This window comes from Paenibacillus sp. PAMC21692 (assembly GCF_014303795.1).
Taxonomy (GTDB): domain Bacteria; phylum Bacillota; class Bacilli; order Paenibacillales; family Paenibacillaceae; genus Pristimantibacillus; species Pristimantibacillus agaridevorans.
Window position 1 is genome coordinate 937116 of record NZ_CP060293.1, and the last position, 19084, is coordinate 956199.

Consider the following 19084-nt stretch of genomic DNA (forward strand, 5'->3'; position numbering starts at 1 on the left):
GCAACAGAGCGGCAAGAGTTTGCAAAAAGGGAAGCTAAGCTGTGCAGGGCCTGCTCGAGCGGTCTGGCATGGTTTAGCTTTTATTGTGCCCGTTTGTTATAATGAAGCTTACAGTTTAAGAGGTTGTTCAAAAAGTCCGCTTCTCATTACGAAGTAATCCTGGACGTTTACTCGACGTCGAATATTGAATTCAGCCGAACCTTCCGGTGCTCACGTAGCTTCCACTACGCTCCGCTCCTCAGGTCCTAGCTTCATCCAATCTTCTCGGTACTGATAACCGAACTTTTTGAACACGTACTTTAAATGAACGGGTGAACGAACCGATGAAAATTTATGAGAAAGCTCCTGCCAAAATCAATTTGCTGCTCGATGTGCTGCGCAAACGCGGCGACGGATACCACGAAGTAGAAATGATCATGACGATGGTCGATTTGGCGGATCGTCTCGAGATGGAGGAGCTGCCGCGCGACACGATCATCATTTCCAGCCAGGTGGGCTATATTCCGCTCGACGAGAAGAATCTGGCGTTTCAGGCGGCTCGCCTCATTAAGGAGCGGTATGATGTCCGTAAGGGCGTATACATCCATCTCGACAAGAAGATTCCCGTTGCGGCCGGTCTCGCCGGAGGAAGCAGCGACGCTGCTGCAGCACTGCGTGGTCTTAACCGGCTATGGGGGCTTGGCATATCGGAGGATGAGCTCTGCGACCTTGGAGCCGAGCTGGGCTCGGACGTGCCTTTCTGCGTGACGGGAGGAACGGCGATTGCGAGAGGGCGCGGAGAGAAGCTGGAGCACATCTCGCCGCCGCCGCAATGCTGGGTCGTTCTCGCCAAGCCGCCGATCAATGTGTCGACGGCCGATGTGTACGGCAGATTGAGAGCGAACGAACTGACGGACCATCCTTCCATCGATTTCATGAGAAGGGCGCTTGCGCGAGGCTCCTTCCACGATATGTGCGAAGGGCTGGGCAACGTGCTGGAGAACGTGACGCTGGAGCTGTATCCCGAGGTGCGTCAGCTGAAGGAGAGCATGCTCAGACTTGGCGCGGACGGCGTATTGATGTCGGGCAGCGGACCTACCGTATTCGGCCTCGTATCGAAGCAAGCGAAGCTCCCGCGCATCTATAATGGACTGCGGGGATATTGCAAGGAAGTATACGTGGTAAGAATGCTTACATAAAGATGGCGTTATTGTTGATTAAATCCGTATAAAAATGTTATATTGGTAATATAATATTCGGATTTAGTGGGGGGAGATGGCATTGAAGAAGTTAAAGAGAAGCTCGCGGCTCGTTGAAATGACGCAGTATCTATTATCTCGTCCCCACACGTTAATATCGCTCACAGCATTCGCAGAACGTTATCAGTCCGCCAAGTCTTCCATCAGCGAAGATCTTGCTATCATCAAGGAAGTTTTCGAGGAAGAAGGCATCGGCGACCTGCAGACACTGGCGGGAGCGGCAGGCGGGGTTAAATACATGCCTAAGATGAGAGAATCTGTGGCGCTGGACATCATGAAGGAAACATGCAGAGAACTGGAGCAGCCCGATCGCGTGCTGCCAGGCGGTTATTTGTATATGACGGATATGTTAGGACAGCCGGAACTGCTGGCTGATGTCGGACGGATGTTTGCAACCGCATTCGCAGATCGCAAAATCGACGTTATTATGACGGTGGAGACAAAAGGGATTCCGCTCGCTTACGCGACGGCGGCATGTCTTAATATCCCCGTCGTTATTGTGCGCAGAGACAATAAGGTGACAGAAGGTTCCGCGGTAAGCATCAACTACGTGTCGGGTTCGACTAAGCGCATCCAGACGATGTCGCTGGCACGCAGAGCGCTTAAGGAACAGTCCCGCGTACTGATCATCGACGACTTTATGAAAGCCGGAGGCACGATCCAAGGGATGATGGATTTGCTCTTCGAATTCAAGGCAACCGTGGCCGGCGTAGGCGTATTCGTGGAATCGGGAGAAGTGGAGCTGGAGGAGCGCCTGCTGGAGGATTACGTGTCGCTGGCGAAGCTGACGGCCGTGGATATGAAGTCGAAGCAATCCACCGTCATTCCGGGCAATTACTTTAAGGCGTAAGCGCAAGCCTGCGTTCACCATCATCTATATCCATCATTCATTGAGAGGCAGGGAACATGATGACAACACGCAAGGAAATGGAAATCGTCTCAACGGAGGCGGCGCCGGCAGCGATCGGCCCCTATTCGCAAGCGATCAAGCTGGGAGGTCTGCTCTTCACTTCGGGCCAGATTCCGCTCGACGCGACGGGCGCTCTTGTCGCGGGCGGCATCGAAGAGCAAGCTCATCAAGTATTCCGGAATTTGCAAGCAGTCTTGGAGGCGGGCGGCGCGTCCTTAGCCAGCGTCGTCAAGGCAACTGTTTTCTTGAAGGACATGAATGATTTCGCAACGGTCAACGGCATCTATGCCTCCTACTTCGGAGACCACAAGCCGGCTCGCTCCGCCGTAGAAGTAGCAAGGCTTCCGAAGGACGTTCTTGTCGAAATTGAGGTCATTGCATCGACTCTTGTCGAATGAAAACGAAAAATTATCAAAACAAAAAAAATATTTTAAATAGAGCATCAATTTACCAATTTAATAGAAGGATTTTGCATTTTTTCGTGGAAGTATACACCAAGTCTTGAGAGGCAAAGGTGGTGAACACAAGTGCAAATTACTGATGTCAGACTCCGCCGCGTCAATTCGGAAGGACGTATGAAGGCAATCGCATCGATCACCATTGACAATGAATTCGTTGTTCACGATATCCGTGTCATCGACGGCAACAATGGTATGTTCGTAGCTATGCCAAGCAAACGTACTCCGGATGGCGAATTCCGCGATATCGCTCATCCAATCTCTTCTACGACTCGTGAGAAGATCCAAGCCGCTGTTCTGGCGGAATATGAGCGTGCTGCCGATGAGGTTGCGATCGAGGAAGGTGCTTAACACGCAAGCTTTTGCAAGTATGATAAAACCTCTACCCTCGGCCTCTCGAAGATGAGCGACCGCGTTTAGTGGTAATAAATCCGCTTAGTCAGAAGAGAGAGCCGCGGCTCTCTTTTCTTTTGCCAATATATAAGCTATATTCATCTGAAGGATTGCTAGTTGGAGGAACCAGGGAGGTTATTGCGAATGACAAGAATGGCGATTGTGCTCGCGGCCGGTCAAGGCAAGCGGATGAAATCGAAATTATATAAGGTGCTGCACCCGGTATGCGGCAAGCCTATGGTAGGGCATGTGTTGGATACGGTCAAAGCCGCGAACTGCGAGAAGGTTGTCGTTATCGTCGGCCACGGCGCGGAGAAGGTAAAGGCTTATCTTGGCGACGCGGCGGAATATGCGCTGCAAGGGGAGCAGCTCGGCACAGGACATGCAGTGCTGCAGGCGAAGGAGTTGATCGGAGATATCGACGGTACGACGATCGTCGTATGCGGCGATACGCCGCTCGTGCGCGCTTCGACGGTAGAAGCGATGCTGAAGCTGCATGAAGAGAGCGGCGCGGCCGCGACCGTGCTAACGGCATCGTTTGCGGATCCTGCCGGATATGGCCGAGTGATCAGGGGAGAGGACGGAACGGTTAGGCGCATCGTGGAGCAAAAGGACTGCTCGGCGGAGGAAGCGGCCGTGCTGGAAATTAACACGGGCACGTATTGCTTCGATAACCGGAAGCTGTTCGAAGCGCTTGCGAACGTCAATAACGAGAACGCGCAAGGCGAATATTATTTGACCGACGTCGTTGGCCTGCTAAAGTCGGCCGGCGAGGTCGTGCAGGGCTACTGCACCTCGGACTTGGCGGAGGCGATCGGCGTAAACGACCGCGTGGCGCTCGCCGAGGCGGAGCGGTTCATGCGCGAGCGGATCAACCGGGAGCATTTGCTAAACGGCGTGACGATTATCGATCCGCAGAACACTTACATTGAAGCGGGCGTAGTCATCGGCGCCGATACCGTGCTGTATCCGGGCAGCGTGCTTCGTGCGGGAACGGTCATCGGAGAGGACTGCGTCATCGGGCCGAACGCGGAGATTACGGCTAGCGAGGTTGGGGATGGCGCTGCTATCAAATTCTCGGTCATCGCGGAGTCCGTCGTAGGCCCGGAGAGCGCGGTGGGACCTTACGCGAACCTCCGTCCGGGCTCGAAGCTCGGCCGTGGCTGCAAGATCGGCGATTTCGTGGAGCTTAAAAACGCGGTGTTGGACGATGGCAGCAAAGTGTCCCACCTCAGTTATGTGGGCGACGCGGTGGTCGGCAAGGACGTTAATATCGGCTGCGGAGCGATCACGGTCAACTATGACGGGTTCAACAAGGCCGTGACGGAGATCGGCGATCATGCTTTTATCGGCAGCAACGTCAACCTGATCGCGCCGGTTAAGGTCGGCGATGGCGCGTACGTCGTGGCCGGTTCGACTGTCACGCAGGATGTGCCCGCGGGCGATCTGGCCATCGCTCGGGAGCGTCAGGTCAATAAGCCGGGATACGCGGACAAGATCCGTGCGAGAGCGAAGGCGAAGAAGGAACGCAATTCGAAGTAAAACGGTTCTGCGATTCGGTCTGGCGATGCCGCCGCGGGAGCTAATTTGTTTAATTTATCCCGCGAGTGGGTAAAGTGATATGGACATCCAATTATCTAAGGAGGATTCCATATGGCTATCGCAATGCAGGCGGATGCGAGATCCGTCAAAACAAAAGGCGATCTTCGAAAGTTGCGCTTAGGCGGCATGGTGCCAGGCGTCGTATACGGAAAGCAGCTGAGCGAGTCGGCATCGGTGAGCATTCGGGAGAAGGAGCTGAAGGCGCTGCTTCGCTCTCAACCGAACGCGGTGTTGGAGATGGAGGTTCCGGGTCAGGGCAAACATTCCGTGATGGTCGCCGACGTACAAAGGGATTCGTTAAACGGCGTAATCACGCACGTCGACTTCCATCAGATCAATATGAACGAAGAGGTACGCGCGAACGTGCGGATTGAAGCGACTGGCGACTCCACTGGCGTGCGAGAGGGCGGCATTTTGTCCATCGTGCTGCATGAGCTGGAGGTGCAATGTTTGCCGGGGGCGATTCCGGAGCATATCTCGGTCGACATCTCCTCGCTTGGCATTGGAGAAAGTCTGCAGGTGAAGGATCTGATGCTGCCGCAAGGCGTAGAGGTCAGCTCCGATCCGGAGCTTGTCGTACTGACGGTGCTGGCGCCGCAGAAGGAACTGGATGAGACGGAAGCGGAAGCGCAGGACGTGGAAGCGAAAGAAGCGGAGTCCCGCTCGGATCATGCGCAGCATGAGGAGATTTCGACAAGCACGTAACCGCAATAAATTTGGGAGGCCTGCCGGGCGATCGGCGGGCTTTTCTTTATCGATAGGAATGCGGGACCCGCACGATTTTTTGGCGCTGCCTAACGCCCGCTAGGGTGATTTATGATTTGAGGGTTCGTTTTTTGCGCCGAGTTATGCTACATTAAGTTCAATGAGATAGTGGCTTGCCCCAACCTGGGCAGGCATGGAGAGGGAGAGAGTAGAAGGCATGAAGTGGATCGTGGGACTTGGCAATCCGGGTACGCAATACAGGGATACTAGGCATAACGTTGGATTCATGGTCATCGACGAGTTGGCGAAGCGCTGGGGCATCTCGGTGACGGGAACCAAATGCAAGGCGCTGATCGGCGAAGGCAACGTCGGAGGCACGAAGGTGGTGCTGATCAAACCGATGACCTATATGAACCTGTCCGGCGAGTCCGTTCGGTCGTTCCTGGATTACTTCAAGGCGGATCTTGCGGACGGCATCGTCGTCTATGACGATCTGGATACCGAGATCGGCAAACTCAGGCTGCGTTATCAAGGCAGCGCGGGCGGGCATAACGGCATCAAGTCGCTGATCCAGCATCTCGGCACGCAGACATTCGACCGGATTCGCATGGGCATCTCCAGACCGCAGCCGGGCATGGTTATCTCCGACTATGTGCTGTCTCCCTTCCCGAAGGCGGAGCGCGACAAACTGGCGGATATGATCGGAAATGCGGCGGATGCGGCGGAATTTGCGCTAAAGGCAACGTTTGAGGAGACGATGGCGAAGTTTAATCGCTAGATCTTTGAATTCAATCAGGTAAGTACGTTAAGTTGGCGGTTATCTGGGTATACTGAGGGTATAACCTATCCTCAGGAGGCATACATATGGCTGTAAACTATATATGCAGACATTGCAAGACGTCCATAGGGTCCATCGAAGGAAACACGGTTACAGAGCGGGAGCTCGGCTTCCATTCCTTGACCCCCGAGGAGCGCAGCGATATAATAGCGTATGACTCAAGCGGCAACGTAACGGTGAAGGTTGTCTGCGATTATTGCAACGAAGCATTGAGCTCTAACCCCGATCTAATGCTGATCGGCAACCCTCTCCAATAAGAGGGGATATACGAATTGATAGGTTCCGCAGAACAAGCTATGACGGCATGCGTCCGGTCGTAGCTGTTTTGGCGTGGGCGAGGATGGACGATGTAGCGGGGAACTGCAGCCAGATGCTTGGCAGGAAGCAGCGATCGGATCTCCCCGGCCGGTCATATAGAAATGAGGTGCCACAGACGTTGAAAGCGCTAATACAAACTGTCGCAGCGGATCTGGACGTACAGTCTGTTCTGTCCGGAATTCGCAAAGGGATGCGCGAGCAGATGATATCCGGACTTGCCGGCTCTTCCCGCCAGGTGTTGATCGCGGCCCTGGAGGAAGAAATCGAGCGTCCGATGCTCGTTGTCACTCATAATATGTTCTCCGCGCAAAAAATAGCGGAGGATCTGCAGGAATGTCTGTCACCCGACAAAGTGCTGCTGTACCCCGCGAACGAACTGGTGGCCGCGGAGGCGGCGATATCGAGTCCAGAGACGCTGGCGCAACGAATGGACGTCCTGATGAAGCTGTCCCGCGGTTACCGCGGGATTGTTGTCGTGCCGTTCTCGGGCGTACGGCGGTATCTGCCCATCGGCAGCGTTATGGCGGATGCGCAGATCGAGCTCAAAGTCGGCGATACGATGACGCTGGAGGACTTCCTGCGCCGTATGACTTCGCTTGGCTACGTTCGCGCCGACCGCGTCGAGGCGAAGGGCGAGATGAGCGTCCGGGGCGGGATTGTCGACTTTTTCCCGCTCACTGCGCCGCAAGCTTGCCGGATCGAGTGGTTCGGCGACGAGATCGACTCCATCCGGACGTTCGAACCTTCCGAGCAGCGTTCGCTGGATCGGCTGGATAGCTGCGTCGTGCCGCCTTGCCAGGAGATTATCGCGGACCCGGAGCGCATGGCCAGAGCCGCGGACCACGCAGCGGGGCTGCTGGAGCGCCAACTCGACAAGATGACGGATCGGACCGCCAAGGAACGGCTGCGCGCCGAGATCGGCGGCGAGATGGAGAAGCTGCGGGAGCAGGTTTATTTTCCGGAGATGTATAAGTATATATCGCTGTTATATCCGGAACGGCAGACGATCATGGACTACATGCCGGAAGATACGCTGCTGGTACTAGACGAGCCTACGAGATTGATAGAAACGTCCAAGCAGCTCGAGCGCGATGAGAGCGAATGGTCCGTCCATCTGCTGCAGAATGGCAAGTCGCTGCCAGGGCTTGTCCTGGCCAAGGATACGGAAGAGATTTTGCATCATCGTCCCTTCCCGACGCTGTTTCTGTCATTGTTCTTGCGCCAGGTGCCGCATTCGCAGCCTCAGAACATCCTGAATATGACGAGCCGCTCGATGCAGAATTTCCATGGGCAGATGAATGTGCTGAAGTCCGAGATGGAGCGGTGGAAGAAGATCGGCGCCAAGGTCATGATGCTGGCCGGCGGTGCGGAGCGGATGGAGAGAATGCGTCGCGTGCTGGATGATTACGGCATCGAACCGCCGATTATGTTGGAGGGCAACCTGCAGCAGGGCTTCGAGCTGCCTTCGTCGCATCTGGTCGTCATTACGGAAGGCGAGATGTTCTCGCAGAAGCAGCGCAAGCAGCGCAGGATGGACAAGAAGCTCGACAATGCCGAGCGGATCAAGAGCTACACGGAGCTGAAAGTCGGCGATTACGTCGTTCACCATAACCACGGCATAGGCAAATACGTCGGTATCGGCACGCTCGAGATCGGCGGCATTCATAGGGATTATCTGCACATTATATACTCGGGCGGCGACAAGCTTTCCGTGCCGATCGAACAGGTCGACATGATCCAGAAGTACGTCGGTTCCGAAGAGAAAGAGCCGAAGGTCAACAAGTTGGGCGGCACGGAATGGACCAAGGCAAAAAGCAAAGCCCGGGCATCGGTGCAGGATATCGCCGACGACCTTATCAAGCTGTACGCTCAGCGGCAGTCTACGCCGGGATATGCATTCGGCACGGATACGACGTACCAGCAGGAATTCGAAGCGATGTTCCCGTACGACGAGACGAGAGATCAGCTTCGCGCGATCGATGAGATCAAGAAGGACATGGAGCGGGAGCAGCCTATGGACCGCCTCTTGTGCGGCGATGTCGGCTACGGCAAGACGGAAGTGGCCGTGCGAGCCGCGTTTAAGGCGGCGATGGACAGCAAACAGGTCGCCGTGCTTGTGCCGACGACAATACTTGCCCAGCAGCACTACGAGACGTTTCGCGAGCGCTTTGCGGGATATCCGATCAACGTGCAGGTGCTGAGCCGTTTTCGCTCGCGCAAGGAACAGAACGAGACGATCAAAGGGTTGAAGAACGGTACGGTCGACGTCGTCATCGGGACACATCGGCTCTTGTCGCAAGATATTATATTCAAGTCGCTTGGCATGCTGATCGTGGACGAAGAGCAGCGGTTCGGCGTGTCGCATAAGGAGAAGCTCAAGAAGCTGAAGACGAATGTCGACGTACTGACGCTGACGGCGACGCCGATCCCGCGGACGCTGCATATGTCAATGCTTGGCGTGCGGGATTTGTCCGTCATCGAGACGCCGCCCGAGAACCGTTTCCCGGTTCAAACGTATGTGGTCGAGTACAGTCCGGCCCTTGTGCGGGAATCCATCGAGCGGGAGCTGGCGCGCGGCGGACAGGTGTATTATCTGTACAATCGCGTGCAGGGCATCTACCAGATGGCGGAGCAAATTAACGCGCTTGTTCCCGATGCCAAGGTATCGGTGGGCCATGGGCAGATGTCGGAGCAGGAGCTGGAGAAGACGATTCTCGACTTCCTTGACGGCGAGTCCGACGTGCTTGTCAGCACAAGCATTATCGAGACTGGCGTCGACATTCCAAACGTCAACACCCTCATCGTGCACGACGCGGACAAAATGGGGCTTTCCCAGCTGTACCAGCTGCGCGGACGTGTGGGCCGGTCCAATCGGATCGCCTATGCTTACTTCACGTATCAGCGGGACAAGGTGCTCACCGAGGTGGCGGAGAAACGGCTGCAGTCCATCAAGGAGTTCACGGAGCTGGGCTCCGGCTTCAAGATTGCAATGCGCGACTTGGCCATTCGGGGCGCGGGCAACCTGCTTGGCGCGGAGCAGCACGGCTTTATCGCGTCGGTCGGCTTCGACATGTATTCGCAGATGCTGGCCGAGGAGATCGCGAAGCGTAAAGCGGAGATGACGGGCGAGGAAGTCAAGGTGCAGAAAGAAGTGGCGACCGCGATCGATATCAGCGTAGACGCTTATCTGCCGTCGGATTACATCTACGACAGCATCCAGAAGATCGAGATTTACAAGAAGGTCGCCTCGGTTAGTTCATTCGAGGAGTGCGACGATCTGATCGACGAGTTGGTCGACCGCTTCGGCGATCTGCCTCAGGCCGTCAGCAATCTGATGTCCGTAGCGCGCCTGAAAATATATGGCTCGATCTGCGGCATCGAGCTGATCAATCAGAAGGGCGACGACTTGATCTTTAGGCTGGCATCGCCGATCGGCGGCAAGATGGCGCGGAAGGCTGCAGACCAGCTTTGTCTCAAGCTGGAGAACCGGTTCCGGCAGAGCGCGGAGCAGGAGACGCCGCCGAGCATTACGCTGCGGGGCAAGGGGCTGAACATGGAGCAGAAGCTCCATTGGTCCGAGAAGTTCTTTGAGGGGTACAAGGATATCATTGCGCCGAAGGAAGTACTGCAGAATGCGACGTCATAGGTGTAAATTCGCTTTTGTTGTCCCTTTTCTGCTACAATACTCGTATTGCAAGGTTCATAACGCGAAAGGCGAAAGGGGATTCAACATGTTGCAAAGTTCACGCAAGTCGGCATGGCGCAGAAGCGCGCTGCTTACGGTTGCGGCGGTGCTTGTCATGACGATGCTAGCGGCATGCGGCGGCGGCAATAAGGGCGAGCATACCTTGGAGTTTAAGGGCGTAAGCGAGGGAGAAGTTGTCGCTACGTATAAGGATGGCAAGGTCACGCAAGCGGAGCTCGACAAGTATTTGGCGATCTTTGGCGTAACGCAGCCATCGTACGAGCAAATTATCACCATCCCGCAATTTCAGGAAATGATTCTCGAGCAATACGTTTCTTATAAGGTGCTTGCTGGCCAAGCCTCGGAAGAGTCCTTGAAGAAGGCTCGCGAGGATGTGGACGCGCAGCTGAAAGAATATAAGGAATTTCTGAAGACGGACACGGCGCTCGAGGCGAAGGTTAAGGAGAAGAAAATCTCCGACGACGACATGTCTACGTTCCTTATGCTGACTTCGGCAGTCGTAGCGCACGTCAATTCCCTCGTGACAGAAGATGATATCAAGAAGGCGTTCGAGACTGCGCAAGCGGACTATGCGGTATCGACCGTGCGCCACATTCTCGTGCAGACGACGGAGCAGAATCAGGAGACGGGTGAGACCAAAGAGGTTCGCAAAGACGAGGAAGCGCTGGCCCGCGCCAATGAAGCGAAGGCGAAGCTGGATGCCGGCGGCTCGTGGGACGAGCTGGCGAAGACATACTCCGACGATCCGGGTTCCAAGGATACTGGCGGCCTGATGGAAGCGACGGAAGGCGGCAAGTGGGTACCGCCGTTTAAGAAAGCCGTATTCGAGCAGGAGATCGGCAAGATCGGCGACCCTGTAAAATCCGACTTCGGCTATCATGTCATTGTCGTCGAAAAACGCGACGTTAAGACCTATGATCAGCTGACAGAAGAGCAGAAGGAACAAGTGAAGAGCACGGCGGCTTACACGTACATGGAGAAATTCATGACCGACGAGATGCCGAAGCAAGAGCTCAAGATCACTTTGCCTGAACCTGAGCCGACGGAAGGCGCAGAAGAGGGCGCTGAGGGAGCGGAAGGCGCTGAAGGAGCAGAAGGTGCTGAAGGTGGCGAAGCGTCCGCGTCTCCATCGCCTTCGGCGACGGACAGCAAGTAACGCCCGCGGGTTAGAGTTTCCGTATCACTCTTCTATTCCTTCCGGCTATTTAGTGGTCGTAGAAGTTATAGTGCAAAGAAGCAGCAACGGAGTTTCAAACCGGCCTGCATGTATGACAAGAATCCCAGTCGACCAATGTGTCGGCTGGGATTTTTGTTGATCATTTTTTGCCATACTTACTCTTGCTCGGAATGACGAAACGATAGTGTCTATAGAAGGACGCTGCAGTCATGGCAAGTTATTGCAGGTCATTGCAAGTCATGAAGAGAATAAAGGGAAAAACGCCCTCTAATCCCGCTTCTATACAGGATTTTGTGGCTTTTAAAGGGAAATCCTCCCTCTAATTTCCATACAATTGACGTCTGCCCTCTAATCCACTTGATTTAGAGGAAGAATTTCCCTCTAACACTTCGAAGAAACGAAAGGACAGTCAACTAAAGGGAGCTTTTCCCTTTATATACAACACAAGCATTTAAAAGTAATCCGAGCTTGCCTTGGATGGGAAATTCTTATTGGCGCTAAAACCTACCTCATGCTTCCGAAACGGCTTTGCTTTGCAAAGCTGGAGGTCGCTCATCTTCGAGACCATTGATATCTAGCTGGCTGACAGATCTAACGGACCGTAAGAGGCCGTCAATTCATTGTGTGCAAAACTGGAAAAAAGCTGCAATCCATCATCGCTAACCTGTTAACGGAAATGAGGGCCCTTATATGGATCGTTTAGCATGATATTAAAATCTAACGGAACTCTGCGACGTTATTCGTGAGAAATCCAGGCAAACCGCGGACTTTTGCCCACCATAAGGGCTGTCAGTTCCATTAGATTTGCGAAGTGCTGTTTTTTGCCGAAATAACGCCTTTCATTTCCGTTACAGTTGCTCCCGTTCATTTCTTACCGGACTCTTGCCCGCAATATTACCTTTGCACAATTAATAGACAGCCGCCGTCAGCAATCTGATGTCCGTAGCGCGCCTGAAAATATATGGCTCGATCTGCGGCATCGAGCTGATCAATCAGAAGGGCGACGACTTGATCTTTAGGCTGGCATCGTAATTTAATCGGGAGGTTTGAGCGACTTTGTTATCGTGTGCGGTTAGCGGCAGGTCGAGGCAGGCGTTGTCACAGATCGTTTCGATTCGCTGTGATTGTGATCACAGGTTGGGGGAGGCATGGCATCTATACTTGAAATACAGGAAAACATCATTGCGCTACGCATTCTCTGTATTTCCCGAAATGAAACGCGCCGCGCCGCCGCCGGTGTAGGCGACAACCGTTTCACCTTGGGAAAGGCAATACGAAGCGACCAGACCATACAGAATGAGAGTCAATCCTATATCCATAATGGAGGAGATTATTATGCTGAATCAACAAACCATTGCGGTCATTCAATCGACGGTGCCCGTCCTGAAGGAATACGGAACGGCGATTACGGGGCGATTCTACGAGCGAATGTTCGAAGCGCATCCCGAGCTGTTGAACCTGTTCAATCACGCTAATCAGAAGCAGGGACGACAGCGGGAGGCGCTGGCCAATGCCGTATACGCGGCGGCGCTGCATATCGATAAGTTGGAACAGATCCTGCCTGCCGTTCGGCATATTGCGCAGAAACATCGCAGTCTAGGTGTCAAGCCGGAGCAATACCCCATTGTAGGCCGGCACCTGCTGGCAGCCATCAAGGAGGTATTGGGAGATGCGGCGACGGATGAAATTCTCGAGGCCTGGGCTGATGCTTATGGCGTCATAGCCGATGTCTTCATCAGCGTGGAGCAGTCGATGTACGAACAGGCTGAGAGCCAGCCGGGCGGCTGGGAAGGGTTCCGGCCCTTCGTTGTCGACAAGAAGGTCGTCGAAAGCGATGTGATCACTTCGTTCTACCTGCTGCCTCAGGATGGAGGCGACATCGCTTTATTCGAGCCGGGACAATACGTCAGCGTAAAGATCGACCTGGAGGGCGACGAACATACTCATCTGCGTCAGTACAGCTTGTCTGATGCTCCCGGCAAGCCGTATTACAGAATTTCCGTTAAGCGGGAAGGAAGCCTTGCGGGCAAGCCATCCGGCAAGGTGTCGGGTAATCTGCATGATCGTGTTGCGGAGGGAGACGTATTGTGGTTGTCGGCGCCGGCGGGCGAGTTCAAGCTGGAGACCAAAGGAGAAACGCCAGTTATGCTGCTGAGCGGCGGCGTGGGGCTGACTCCGATGGTTAGCATGGCGAATACGCTGGCTGAGCGCCAGCCGAATCGCAGGGCGGCATTCGTGCATGCCGCGCTGAACGGCAACACGCATGCCATGCGGGATGCCATGCTTCAACTGCAGGAGAAAAGCCCGGGGCTGTCCGTGCATTACTGCTACGCGGAGCCGACGCCTGAGGACCGGGAGCTGGAGCGCTACGACAAAGAAGGAGTCATTGACGCAAGCTGGCTGAAGATGCTGTTGCCTGATCCCGATGCCGTCGTCTATCTGTGCGGTCCCGTGCCGTTTATGAAGGCTATGTTCGCGGCGTTGCAGTCGATCGGCGTAGCAGAGTCGCAGATCCACTACGAATTTTTTGGACCGGCAGGAAGTTTGGCGCAAGAAGAATTACTTGCTCCCGCCGGATCGAAGTAGCCGATTGACGGTCTCTCGGCGAAGTCCGATAAATTGTCCTATCTCGTCTTGCGTCAATAGCTCGGAGATCGGAATGGGGCCTGCGAAGCTCGCGAGCCACTCCTGCAGCTTGCGCAGCTTCTCGGCCGGCGAAGTTCTCGTCAGCTGGTCGATGCGCTGCTGCATGAGGCGGAGCCGGCTCTGAAGCAGCAATGCAATCTCAAGAGCCTTCTCTGGATGCGCGGCCAGATCGTCGTACCACTCCCTGGATGGAATTATCTCGAGCTCGCTCGTCATCAGCGCGATAGCCGTACCATGGTAGGGCTGCTCGGAAACGAGCGAGTGATGAGGAATCACTTCGCCTGCCACGATTAAATTAACGACAATCATATGGCCGTCCTCGTGAACGCGGACGATCTTAAGCAGCCCGCTCTTGAGTCTAAAGAGCGGGCCGTTGTCGCCTTGTCGGAACACGGTCTCTCCCTTATGAACAATCATGCCCTCTCCCCCTTCTTCTGAATGTTTGCCTTCCCTGAGTTACCACATTCCAGTCTTAGCTTATTGTAGTTGTCGACTCGGGACTAATCAACCACTATTTCCAATTAGTATTGTTGACTGTATTTGTAAAAAGTGATATCATAAACATATCAAAAAGATATAGAGGTGAAGGCGATGAGGGAGAAAAAGGGATTTTGCGTAAGCGGGTATTTGGCACTCTTGTTGGCTTTGGTCGCGGCAGTGGGCGGTGGGTGGCTATTTGTAACGGAGTTGATGAAGGACACATCATCGTACGGGCTTGTCGCAGTCGGAGCAATTCTGATTGTGCTTGCACTCGTGGGACTATCCTCACTGGTCATCGTTCAGCCGAATGAGGCCAAAGTCATTACCTTCTTCGGCACCTATGTCGGAACTGTCGTGGAGAGCGGGCTGTGGATGGTGCTGCCGCTGTCGACGAAATCGACCATATCGTTGAAAGTACGGAATTTCAACAGCCAGAAGCTCAAGGTTAACGATGCGGAAGGCAATCCGGTCGAGATCGGCGCCGTCATTGTTTTCAGAGTGGTGGATACGGCCAAAGCGTCGTTCGATGTCGACCAATACGAAAGATTCGTGGAAATTCAGAGCGAGACGGCCATTAGACATATTGCGGCACAATATCCTTACGATACGTTCGAGGATGCAAGCACGGTGTCGCTTCGCGGCAATGCGGACGAAGTGGCAGCCGAGCTTTTACGGGAGCTGCAAGAAAGACTGGATGTCGCAGGGGTACAGCTTCGCGAGACGCGCATCACGCATCTGGCCTACGCGCCGGAGATCGCCAGCGCGATGCTGCAGAGACAGCAAGCCATCGCCATCGTGGCAGCGCGCCAAAAGATCGTCGAAGGCGCGGTCGGCATGGTTGATGCAGCTCTTCGGCAACTTGAGGATAACGGCATCGTGCTGGATGACGAGCGGCGCGCGGCGATGATCAATAATTTGATGGTGTCCATCGTATCCGACCGGGCGGCCCAGCCGGTTATTAATACGGGAACGCTGTATAGCTGAGGATCGCCGGGATGGCTAAGGAGAAGAAGGCGTTTCCCCTGCGATTGGATCCAGAGATTCATCGCGCGCTGGAGCAATGGGCCGCGGACGAGTTTCGCAGCGTAAACGGGCATATTGAATTTCTGCTCAGGGAAGCGTTGGCTAAGGCGGGTAGGTTAAAGTTGCCGGGCCGTGATAACGAATAAGTAGGAAGTTCGACACAGGCGGATAGGACGACTCACAGCTTAAGCGGCTGCGAATCGATCTATCTGCTTTTTTTCGGCATGGAGGCGATCCGGTGGGACTAAACGACGATGTAATTCGCCAATATTTGACGGAATGAATGAAATTATCGCAAGAGCCTAATCCTGTAAGGGATCGGGCTCTTCGAGTATCAGTGGGCATTATATCGAATCGAGCCGGCACTGGAGCTGTTTTCCATCGTTGATTGGATTGGCAGGAGGAGGCTGGAGACGTGCATAAGAATTTGGGAGCAGTTGAATACTATGGTCAGATTCAAAATATTACGATGGAGGGTACTCCCTTCTAAGGTAGCCAGATCGGTGGAGGCGAACCCGTCGCGGCGCAATAATGATTCGGATCTATTCGCCCGGAACAAGGTGGAACGGACGTCGCCGTCCTTTGGCGGCGCAGTAAGTTTCATTCCGAGAAATATAGGCCAAGTATGGCGAATACTTATACTTTCCTATATTTTCAAGCAAGGACTGGCATCCAGTGTATTCAAAATCTTCTAGTGAAAGCGGGGCAACAAGAAATGAAAGCAACTGGAATTGTACGACGCATCGATGATCTTGGTCGTGTGGTGATTCCGAAGGAAATCCGCCGTACGCTGCGGATCCGCGAAGGCGATCCGCTCGAAATCTTCGTGGATCGCGACGGAGAGGTCATCCTGAAAAAATATTCTCCGATCGGGGAGCTTGGCGACTTCGCCAAGGAGTATGCGGAATCGCTGTACGAAAGCACGGGCCATGTCACGCTGATCTCCGACCGGGATACGATCATTACTGTAGCCGGCGCATCCAAGAAGGAGCTTCTGGACAAGCCGATCGGCTCGGCGCTCGAATCGTGCATGGACAATCGCAAGACGATGACGGAGGCGAACGGCGGCAATTACGAGATCGTAAAGGACTTGCAGGATACGTACACCTCCTTCGTTATTGCTCCGATTATCGCCGGGGGGGACCCGATCGGTTCGGTTGTACTGTTCAGCAAGGACGAGTCCGTAAAGATGGCGCAGATGGAGACGAAGATGGCGGAGACGGCCGCGGGCTTCCTTGCGAAGCAGATGGAGCAGTAGACGAAGTCTGCTTATGATGCGCGGATGGCTTACAAATAACGCATTGCGGCAAGGCGATGCCAAATAATGAGAAGAAAGGCCGCTTCATCTGCGTATCTGCAGTGGAGCGGCCTTTGCTTAGTTTAGTTCAAATGAACGATCTCGCGGCGGGTCGACCTACCTTTGAACGCGGTCGCTCATCGTCCCTTTCCCTAATCGTTAAAGTCGGAGGGCTTCTTTTTCATACCGTTGCAGAGGTGTTTGTCTGTCCCTTTTGCGTTATAATCAATCATTATGGATAATCGACGTGGTTACAAGGAGAAATCGGGCAAAGGAAACGCCGCAAGCGGGTCTCCGAAGGGGGATTCGGCAGGTCTATGGAGAAACGGCGTTGTGTTGATGGCGGGAGCGGCGCTGCTCTCCAAGCTGATCGGCGCGCTGCAGAAGATACCGCTTCAGAACATGGCCGGCGATCGCGTATTTGGCATCTATAACGCTGTATACCCCTTCTACCAATTAATTATGGTATTGGCAGCAGCAGGGCTGCCGACAGCCGTTTCCATCGTCATTGCAACCCGGATAAAGGAGGGACGGGAGAGCGCGGCACTGCGCTCGTCCCTGATTGCCTCGCTTCTGCTGCTTGGGTTGACCGGAGTGATCGCTTTCGCGCTTATGTGGAATAGCGCGGGTCAGATCGCCGCGTGGATCGGCGATCGTTCCACGATACCGGCGATCAAGGCGCTTTCCTTTGCGCTGTTGCTCGCTCCGCTTGCGGCCGCGCTGCGCGGCTATATGCAGGGAGTCGGGCGAATGGGGCAGTCGGCGCTTTCGGCGGTTGCGGAGCAGGTCATTCGCGTATCGGTGATGATGGCGGTGCTAGGCGCAGGACTCGCCGCAGGCTGGAGCGAATCGTCGCTTGCCGCCGGTGTCATGAGCGGCGCTGTGGCGGGCGCTGCCGCCGCTTTGCTGCTGCTTGCCGGGTCTATGGCGGGGAAGCGCTTCAAGGCGGCAAGCGGAAGTCGTGTTGCAGATGATAAAGGAGACGGCAATGCGGCAATTGGGGGAGAAAACGTAAGGGGGAACGGAACGGAAAAGGGGAGCGAAAGTACTGAAAGCGGAAAAACGTTGCGGAAATTGGGTATACTTGCAAGTGAGATTAGAGAGCTGGCCAAGCTTGCGCTGCCGGCTGCTCTAGCCGCGATTGTCGTGCCTGCCATCGGCGTTGTTGACACTTTTACGGTGCCCCGCATGCTGCGGGGGGAAGAGGCGTCCGAGGCGATGAGTCTCTTTGGCGTCTACAACCGCGCGCAGCCGCTCGTACAGTTGGTCGTTATGGCGACAGCCGCGGCTGCCGCCGCTCTCGTGCCGGGAATGGTAGCGGCCAAGGCCGACAATCGGATGGATCAGCTTCAATTGCGGCTTGCTTTGCTGCTGCGGATTGCTTGGCTGATCGGCGGCGCGGCCGCGCTGGGGTTGTTTTTGCTCGCGGAGCCTATCAACGCGATGCTGTACCGGAACGCGGAAGGGACGACCGCGTTCGCGCTCATTGGCTGCACCGCGCTCGCCGGCTGCGTGAGCGCGGCCATCGCGCCCGCGCTGCAAGCGCTCGGCTCGGCGCGGGCGCCTGTCGCGCTGCTGCTCCTGGCAGCGCTGCTAAAAGGCGCGCTCAACGCCGTTCTCGTGCCCTCCCTCGGAATCGAGGGAGCGGCCTTCTCCGGCGTTGTCGCGCTAAGCGCTGCCGCCATGCTGGGAGCGGCAGCGCTCCGTCATGCGGCTGCGGGGCTCCGCCCGCCGCATGAGCGTCCCCGCCTGGCGGGTGCGGGCTGGCGCCCCGCCGCCGGCGGCATTGCCGCGCTCGCGGTCATGGCCGCGGCGCTATGGCTGTGCGAGCGCGCGCTAGGCACCGCGTTCGCAGGGCTGCCGCCGCGGGCGGCAGCGACTGCGCAGGCGCTGACGGGCGTAGCCGTCGGCGCTTGCGCCTTCGCCTTCGCCGCGTTGCGCTGCGGCGTGATCCGCCCGCCCGAGTGGCGGGCGCTGCCCGGCGGCGAGGCTCTGGCCGCCAGGCTTCGGAGGTGGCGGCTGATTCCGCCCCTGTCAAGGGAAGGCTAGCGTTCTGCACCGCGCGCACTCCCAGCGAGCGGTGGGGCGGTAGTTGTGTCACCACATGCGCCCTTAGAGACGATCGCCGGCGATTGATTCGTATGAAGGGACAAGCATCCCTTCGTTGAACTTGTTCGAGTACACCAGGCAAGCTCTATGGAGCGATCCCAAGCCGCGGAGATGAAACTGCCTTTGAGCAGGATCTGCCTTGAGATCTGCCCTGAGCGATTAATTATTGCTAGACTTACAATCA

Annotated in this window: 16 protein-coding genes; 15 read left to right on the forward strand and 1 reads right to left on the reverse strand. The window is 55.4% G+C overall.

Annotated elements, in window-relative coordinates; all coding sequences use genetic code 11:
• Positions 1 to 323: 323 nt before the first annotated feature.
• The 11 genes from ispE (at position 324) to hmpA (ending at position 13931) form a co-directional block, all read left to right on the forward strand.
• Positions 324 to 1178, forward strand: coding sequence for a 4-(cytidine 5'-diphospho)-2-C-methyl-D-erythritol kinase (gene ispE, locus H7F31_RS03800; protein WP_187103093.1), 855 nt, complete (start codon positions 324 to 326; stop codon positions 1176 to 1178).
• An 82-nt stretch (positions 1179 to 1260) separates the two neighbouring features.
• Entirely contained in the window at positions 1261 to 2088 is an 828-nt protein-coding gene (purR, locus tag H7F31_RS03805) for a pur operon repressor (protein WP_087571182.1), read from the forward strand.
• 59 nt (positions 2089 to 2147) lie between these two features.
• Positions 2148 to 2546, forward strand: a complete 399-nt coding sequence (locus H7F31_RS03810) for a RidA family protein (RefSeq protein ID WP_397374646.1) — start codon at positions 2148 to 2150, stop codon at positions 2544 to 2546.
• A 129-nt stretch (positions 2547 to 2675) separates the two neighbouring features.
• Positions 2676 to 2957, forward strand: coding sequence for a septation regulator SpoVG (gene spoVG / locus H7F31_RS03815; RefSeq protein WP_087571183.1), 282 nt, complete (start codon positions 2676 to 2678; stop codon positions 2955 to 2957).
• 186 nt (positions 2958 to 3143) lie between these two features.
• A complete protein-coding gene (gene glmU, locus H7F31_RS03820; protein ID WP_187103094.1) occupies positions 3144 to 4541 on the forward strand; it encodes a bifunctional UDP-N-acetylglucosamine diphosphorylase/glucosamine-1-phosphate N-acetyltransferase GlmU in 1398 nt (465 codons plus the stop codon).
• 111 nt (positions 4542 to 4652) lie between these two features.
• Positions 4653 to 5306: a 50S ribosomal protein L25/general stress protein Ctc gene (locus H7F31_RS03825; protein WP_187103095.1), complete on the forward strand. Its 654-nt coding sequence runs from the start codon at positions 4653 to 4655 to the stop codon at positions 5304 to 5306.
• 217 nt (positions 5307 to 5523) lie between these two features.
• Positions 5524 to 6084 (forward strand): aminoacyl-tRNA hydrolase, encoded by a 561-nt coding sequence (gene pth, locus H7F31_RS03830; protein ID WP_087571186.1) that lies wholly within the window; start codon positions 5524 to 5526, stop codon positions 6082 to 6084.
• Positions 6085 to 6170: 86 nt separating this feature from the next.
• Positions 6171 to 6401, forward strand: coding sequence for an anti-sigma-F factor Fin (locus tag H7F31_RS03835; RefSeq protein WP_087571187.1), 231 nt, complete (start codon positions 6171 to 6173; stop codon positions 6399 to 6401).
• Between the two features lie 179 nt (positions 6402 to 6580).
• Positions 6581 to 10108: a transcription-repair coupling factor gene (gene mfd, locus H7F31_RS03840; protein ID WP_261800289.1), complete on the forward strand. Its 3528-nt coding sequence runs from the start codon at positions 6581 to 6583 to the stop codon at positions 10106 to 10108.
• 85 nt (positions 10109 to 10193) lie between these two features.
• Positions 10194 to 11324: a peptidylprolyl isomerase gene (locus H7F31_RS03845; RefSeq protein ID WP_187103096.1), complete on the forward strand. Its 1131-nt coding sequence runs from the start codon at positions 10194 to 10196 to the stop codon at positions 11322 to 11324.
• 1356 nt (positions 11325 to 12680) lie between these two features.
• Positions 12681 to 13931, forward strand: a complete 1251-nt coding sequence (gene hmpA / locus H7F31_RS03850; protein WP_187103097.1) for an NO-inducible flavohemoprotein — start codon at positions 12681 to 12683, stop codon at positions 13929 to 13931.
• Here the strand turns inward: hmpA and H7F31_RS03855 are convergent.
• The gene (locus tag H7F31_RS03855) at positions 13905 to 14408 is read right to left on the reverse strand and encodes a Crp/Fnr family transcriptional regulator (protein WP_187103098.1); all 504 of its coding nucleotides are present in this window, start codon (positions 14406 to 14408) and stop codon (positions 13905 to 13907) included. The genes hmpA and H7F31_RS03855 overlap by 27 nt on opposite strands.
• 174 nt (positions 14409 to 14582) lie before the next feature.
• Between H7F31_RS03855 and H7F31_RS03860 the strand changes: the two genes are divergently transcribed.
• The 4 genes from H7F31_RS03860 (at position 14583) to H7F31_RS03875 (ending at position 18840) form a co-directional block, all read left to right on the forward strand.
• Positions 14583 to 15455 (forward strand): SPFH domain-containing protein, encoded by an 873-nt coding sequence (locus H7F31_RS03860; protein WP_187103099.1) that lies wholly within the window; start codon positions 14583 to 14585, stop codon positions 15453 to 15455.
• An 11-nt stretch (positions 15456 to 15466) separates the two neighbouring features.
• Entirely contained in the window at positions 15467 to 15640 is a 174-nt protein-coding gene (locus tag H7F31_RS03865; protein WP_187103100.1) for a type II toxin-antitoxin system antitoxin, read from the forward strand.
• Positions 15641 to 16209: 569 nt separating this feature from the next.
• Positions 16210 to 16752: a stage V sporulation protein T gene (gene spoVT, locus H7F31_RS03870; RefSeq protein ID WP_187103101.1), complete on the forward strand. Its 543-nt coding sequence runs from the start codon at positions 16210 to 16212 to the stop codon at positions 16750 to 16752.
• Positions 16753 to 17025: 273 nt separating this feature from the next.
• Complete coding sequence (locus H7F31_RS03875) at positions 17026 to 18840, forward strand: oligosaccharide flippase family protein (protein ID WP_187103102.1); 1815 nt, start codon at positions 17026 to 17028, stop codon at positions 18838 to 18840.
• Positions 18841 to 19084 lie beyond the last annotated feature (244 nt).

What these genes read in the sequence shown, in the direction of transcription:
- ispE (WP_187103093.1), top strand. Translation starts at nt 324, where the DNA reads ATGAAAATTTATGAGAAAGCTCCTGCCAAAATCAATTTGCTGCTCGAT.
- pth (WP_087571186.1), top strand. Translation starts at nt 5,524, where the DNA reads ATGAAGTGGATCGTGGGACTTGGCAATCCGGGTACGCAATACAGGGAT.
- H7F31_RS03875 (WP_187103102.1), top strand. Translation starts at nt 17,026, where the DNA reads ATGGATAATCGACGTGGTTACAAGGAGAAATCGGGCAAAGGAAACGCC.
- H7F31_RS03845 (WP_187103096.1), top strand. Translation starts at nt 10,194, where the DNA reads ATGTTGCAAAGTTCACGCAAGTCGGCATGGCGCAGAAGCGCGCTGCTT.
- H7F31_RS03865 (WP_187103100.1), top strand. Translation starts at nt 15,467, where the DNA reads ATGGCTAAGGAGAAGAAGGCGTTTCCCCTGCGATTGGATCCAGAGATT.
- H7F31_RS03825 (WP_187103095.1), top strand. Translation starts at nt 4,653, where the DNA reads ATGGCTATCGCAATGCAGGCGGATGCGAGATCCGTCAAAACAAAAGGC.
- H7F31_RS03860 (WP_187103099.1), top strand. Translation starts at nt 14,583, where the DNA reads ATGAGGGAGAAAAAGGGATTTTGCGTAAGCGGGTATTTGGCACTCTTG.
- spoVT (WP_187103101.1), top strand. Translation starts at nt 16,210, where the DNA reads ATGAAAGCAACTGGAATTGTACGACGCATCGATGATCTTGGTCGTGTG.
- H7F31_RS03855 (WP_187103098.1), bottom strand. Translation starts at nt 14,408, where the DNA reads ATGATTGTTCATAAGGGAGAGACCGTGTTCCGACAAGGCGACAACGGC.
- H7F31_RS03810 (WP_397374646.1), top strand. Translation starts at nt 2,148, where the DNA reads ATGACAACACGCAAGGAAATGGAAATCGTCTCAACGGAGGCGGCGCCG.
- glmU (WP_187103094.1), top strand. Translation starts at nt 3,144, where the DNA reads ATGACAAGAATGGCGATTGTGCTCGCGGCCGGTCAAGGCAAGCGGATG.
- hmpA (WP_187103097.1), top strand. Translation starts at nt 12,681, where the DNA reads ATGCTGAATCAACAAACCATTGCGGTCATTCAATCGACGGTGCCCGTC.
- H7F31_RS03835 (WP_087571187.1), top strand. Translation starts at nt 6,171, where the DNA reads ATGGCTGTAAACTATATATGCAGACATTGCAAGACGTCCATAGGGTCC.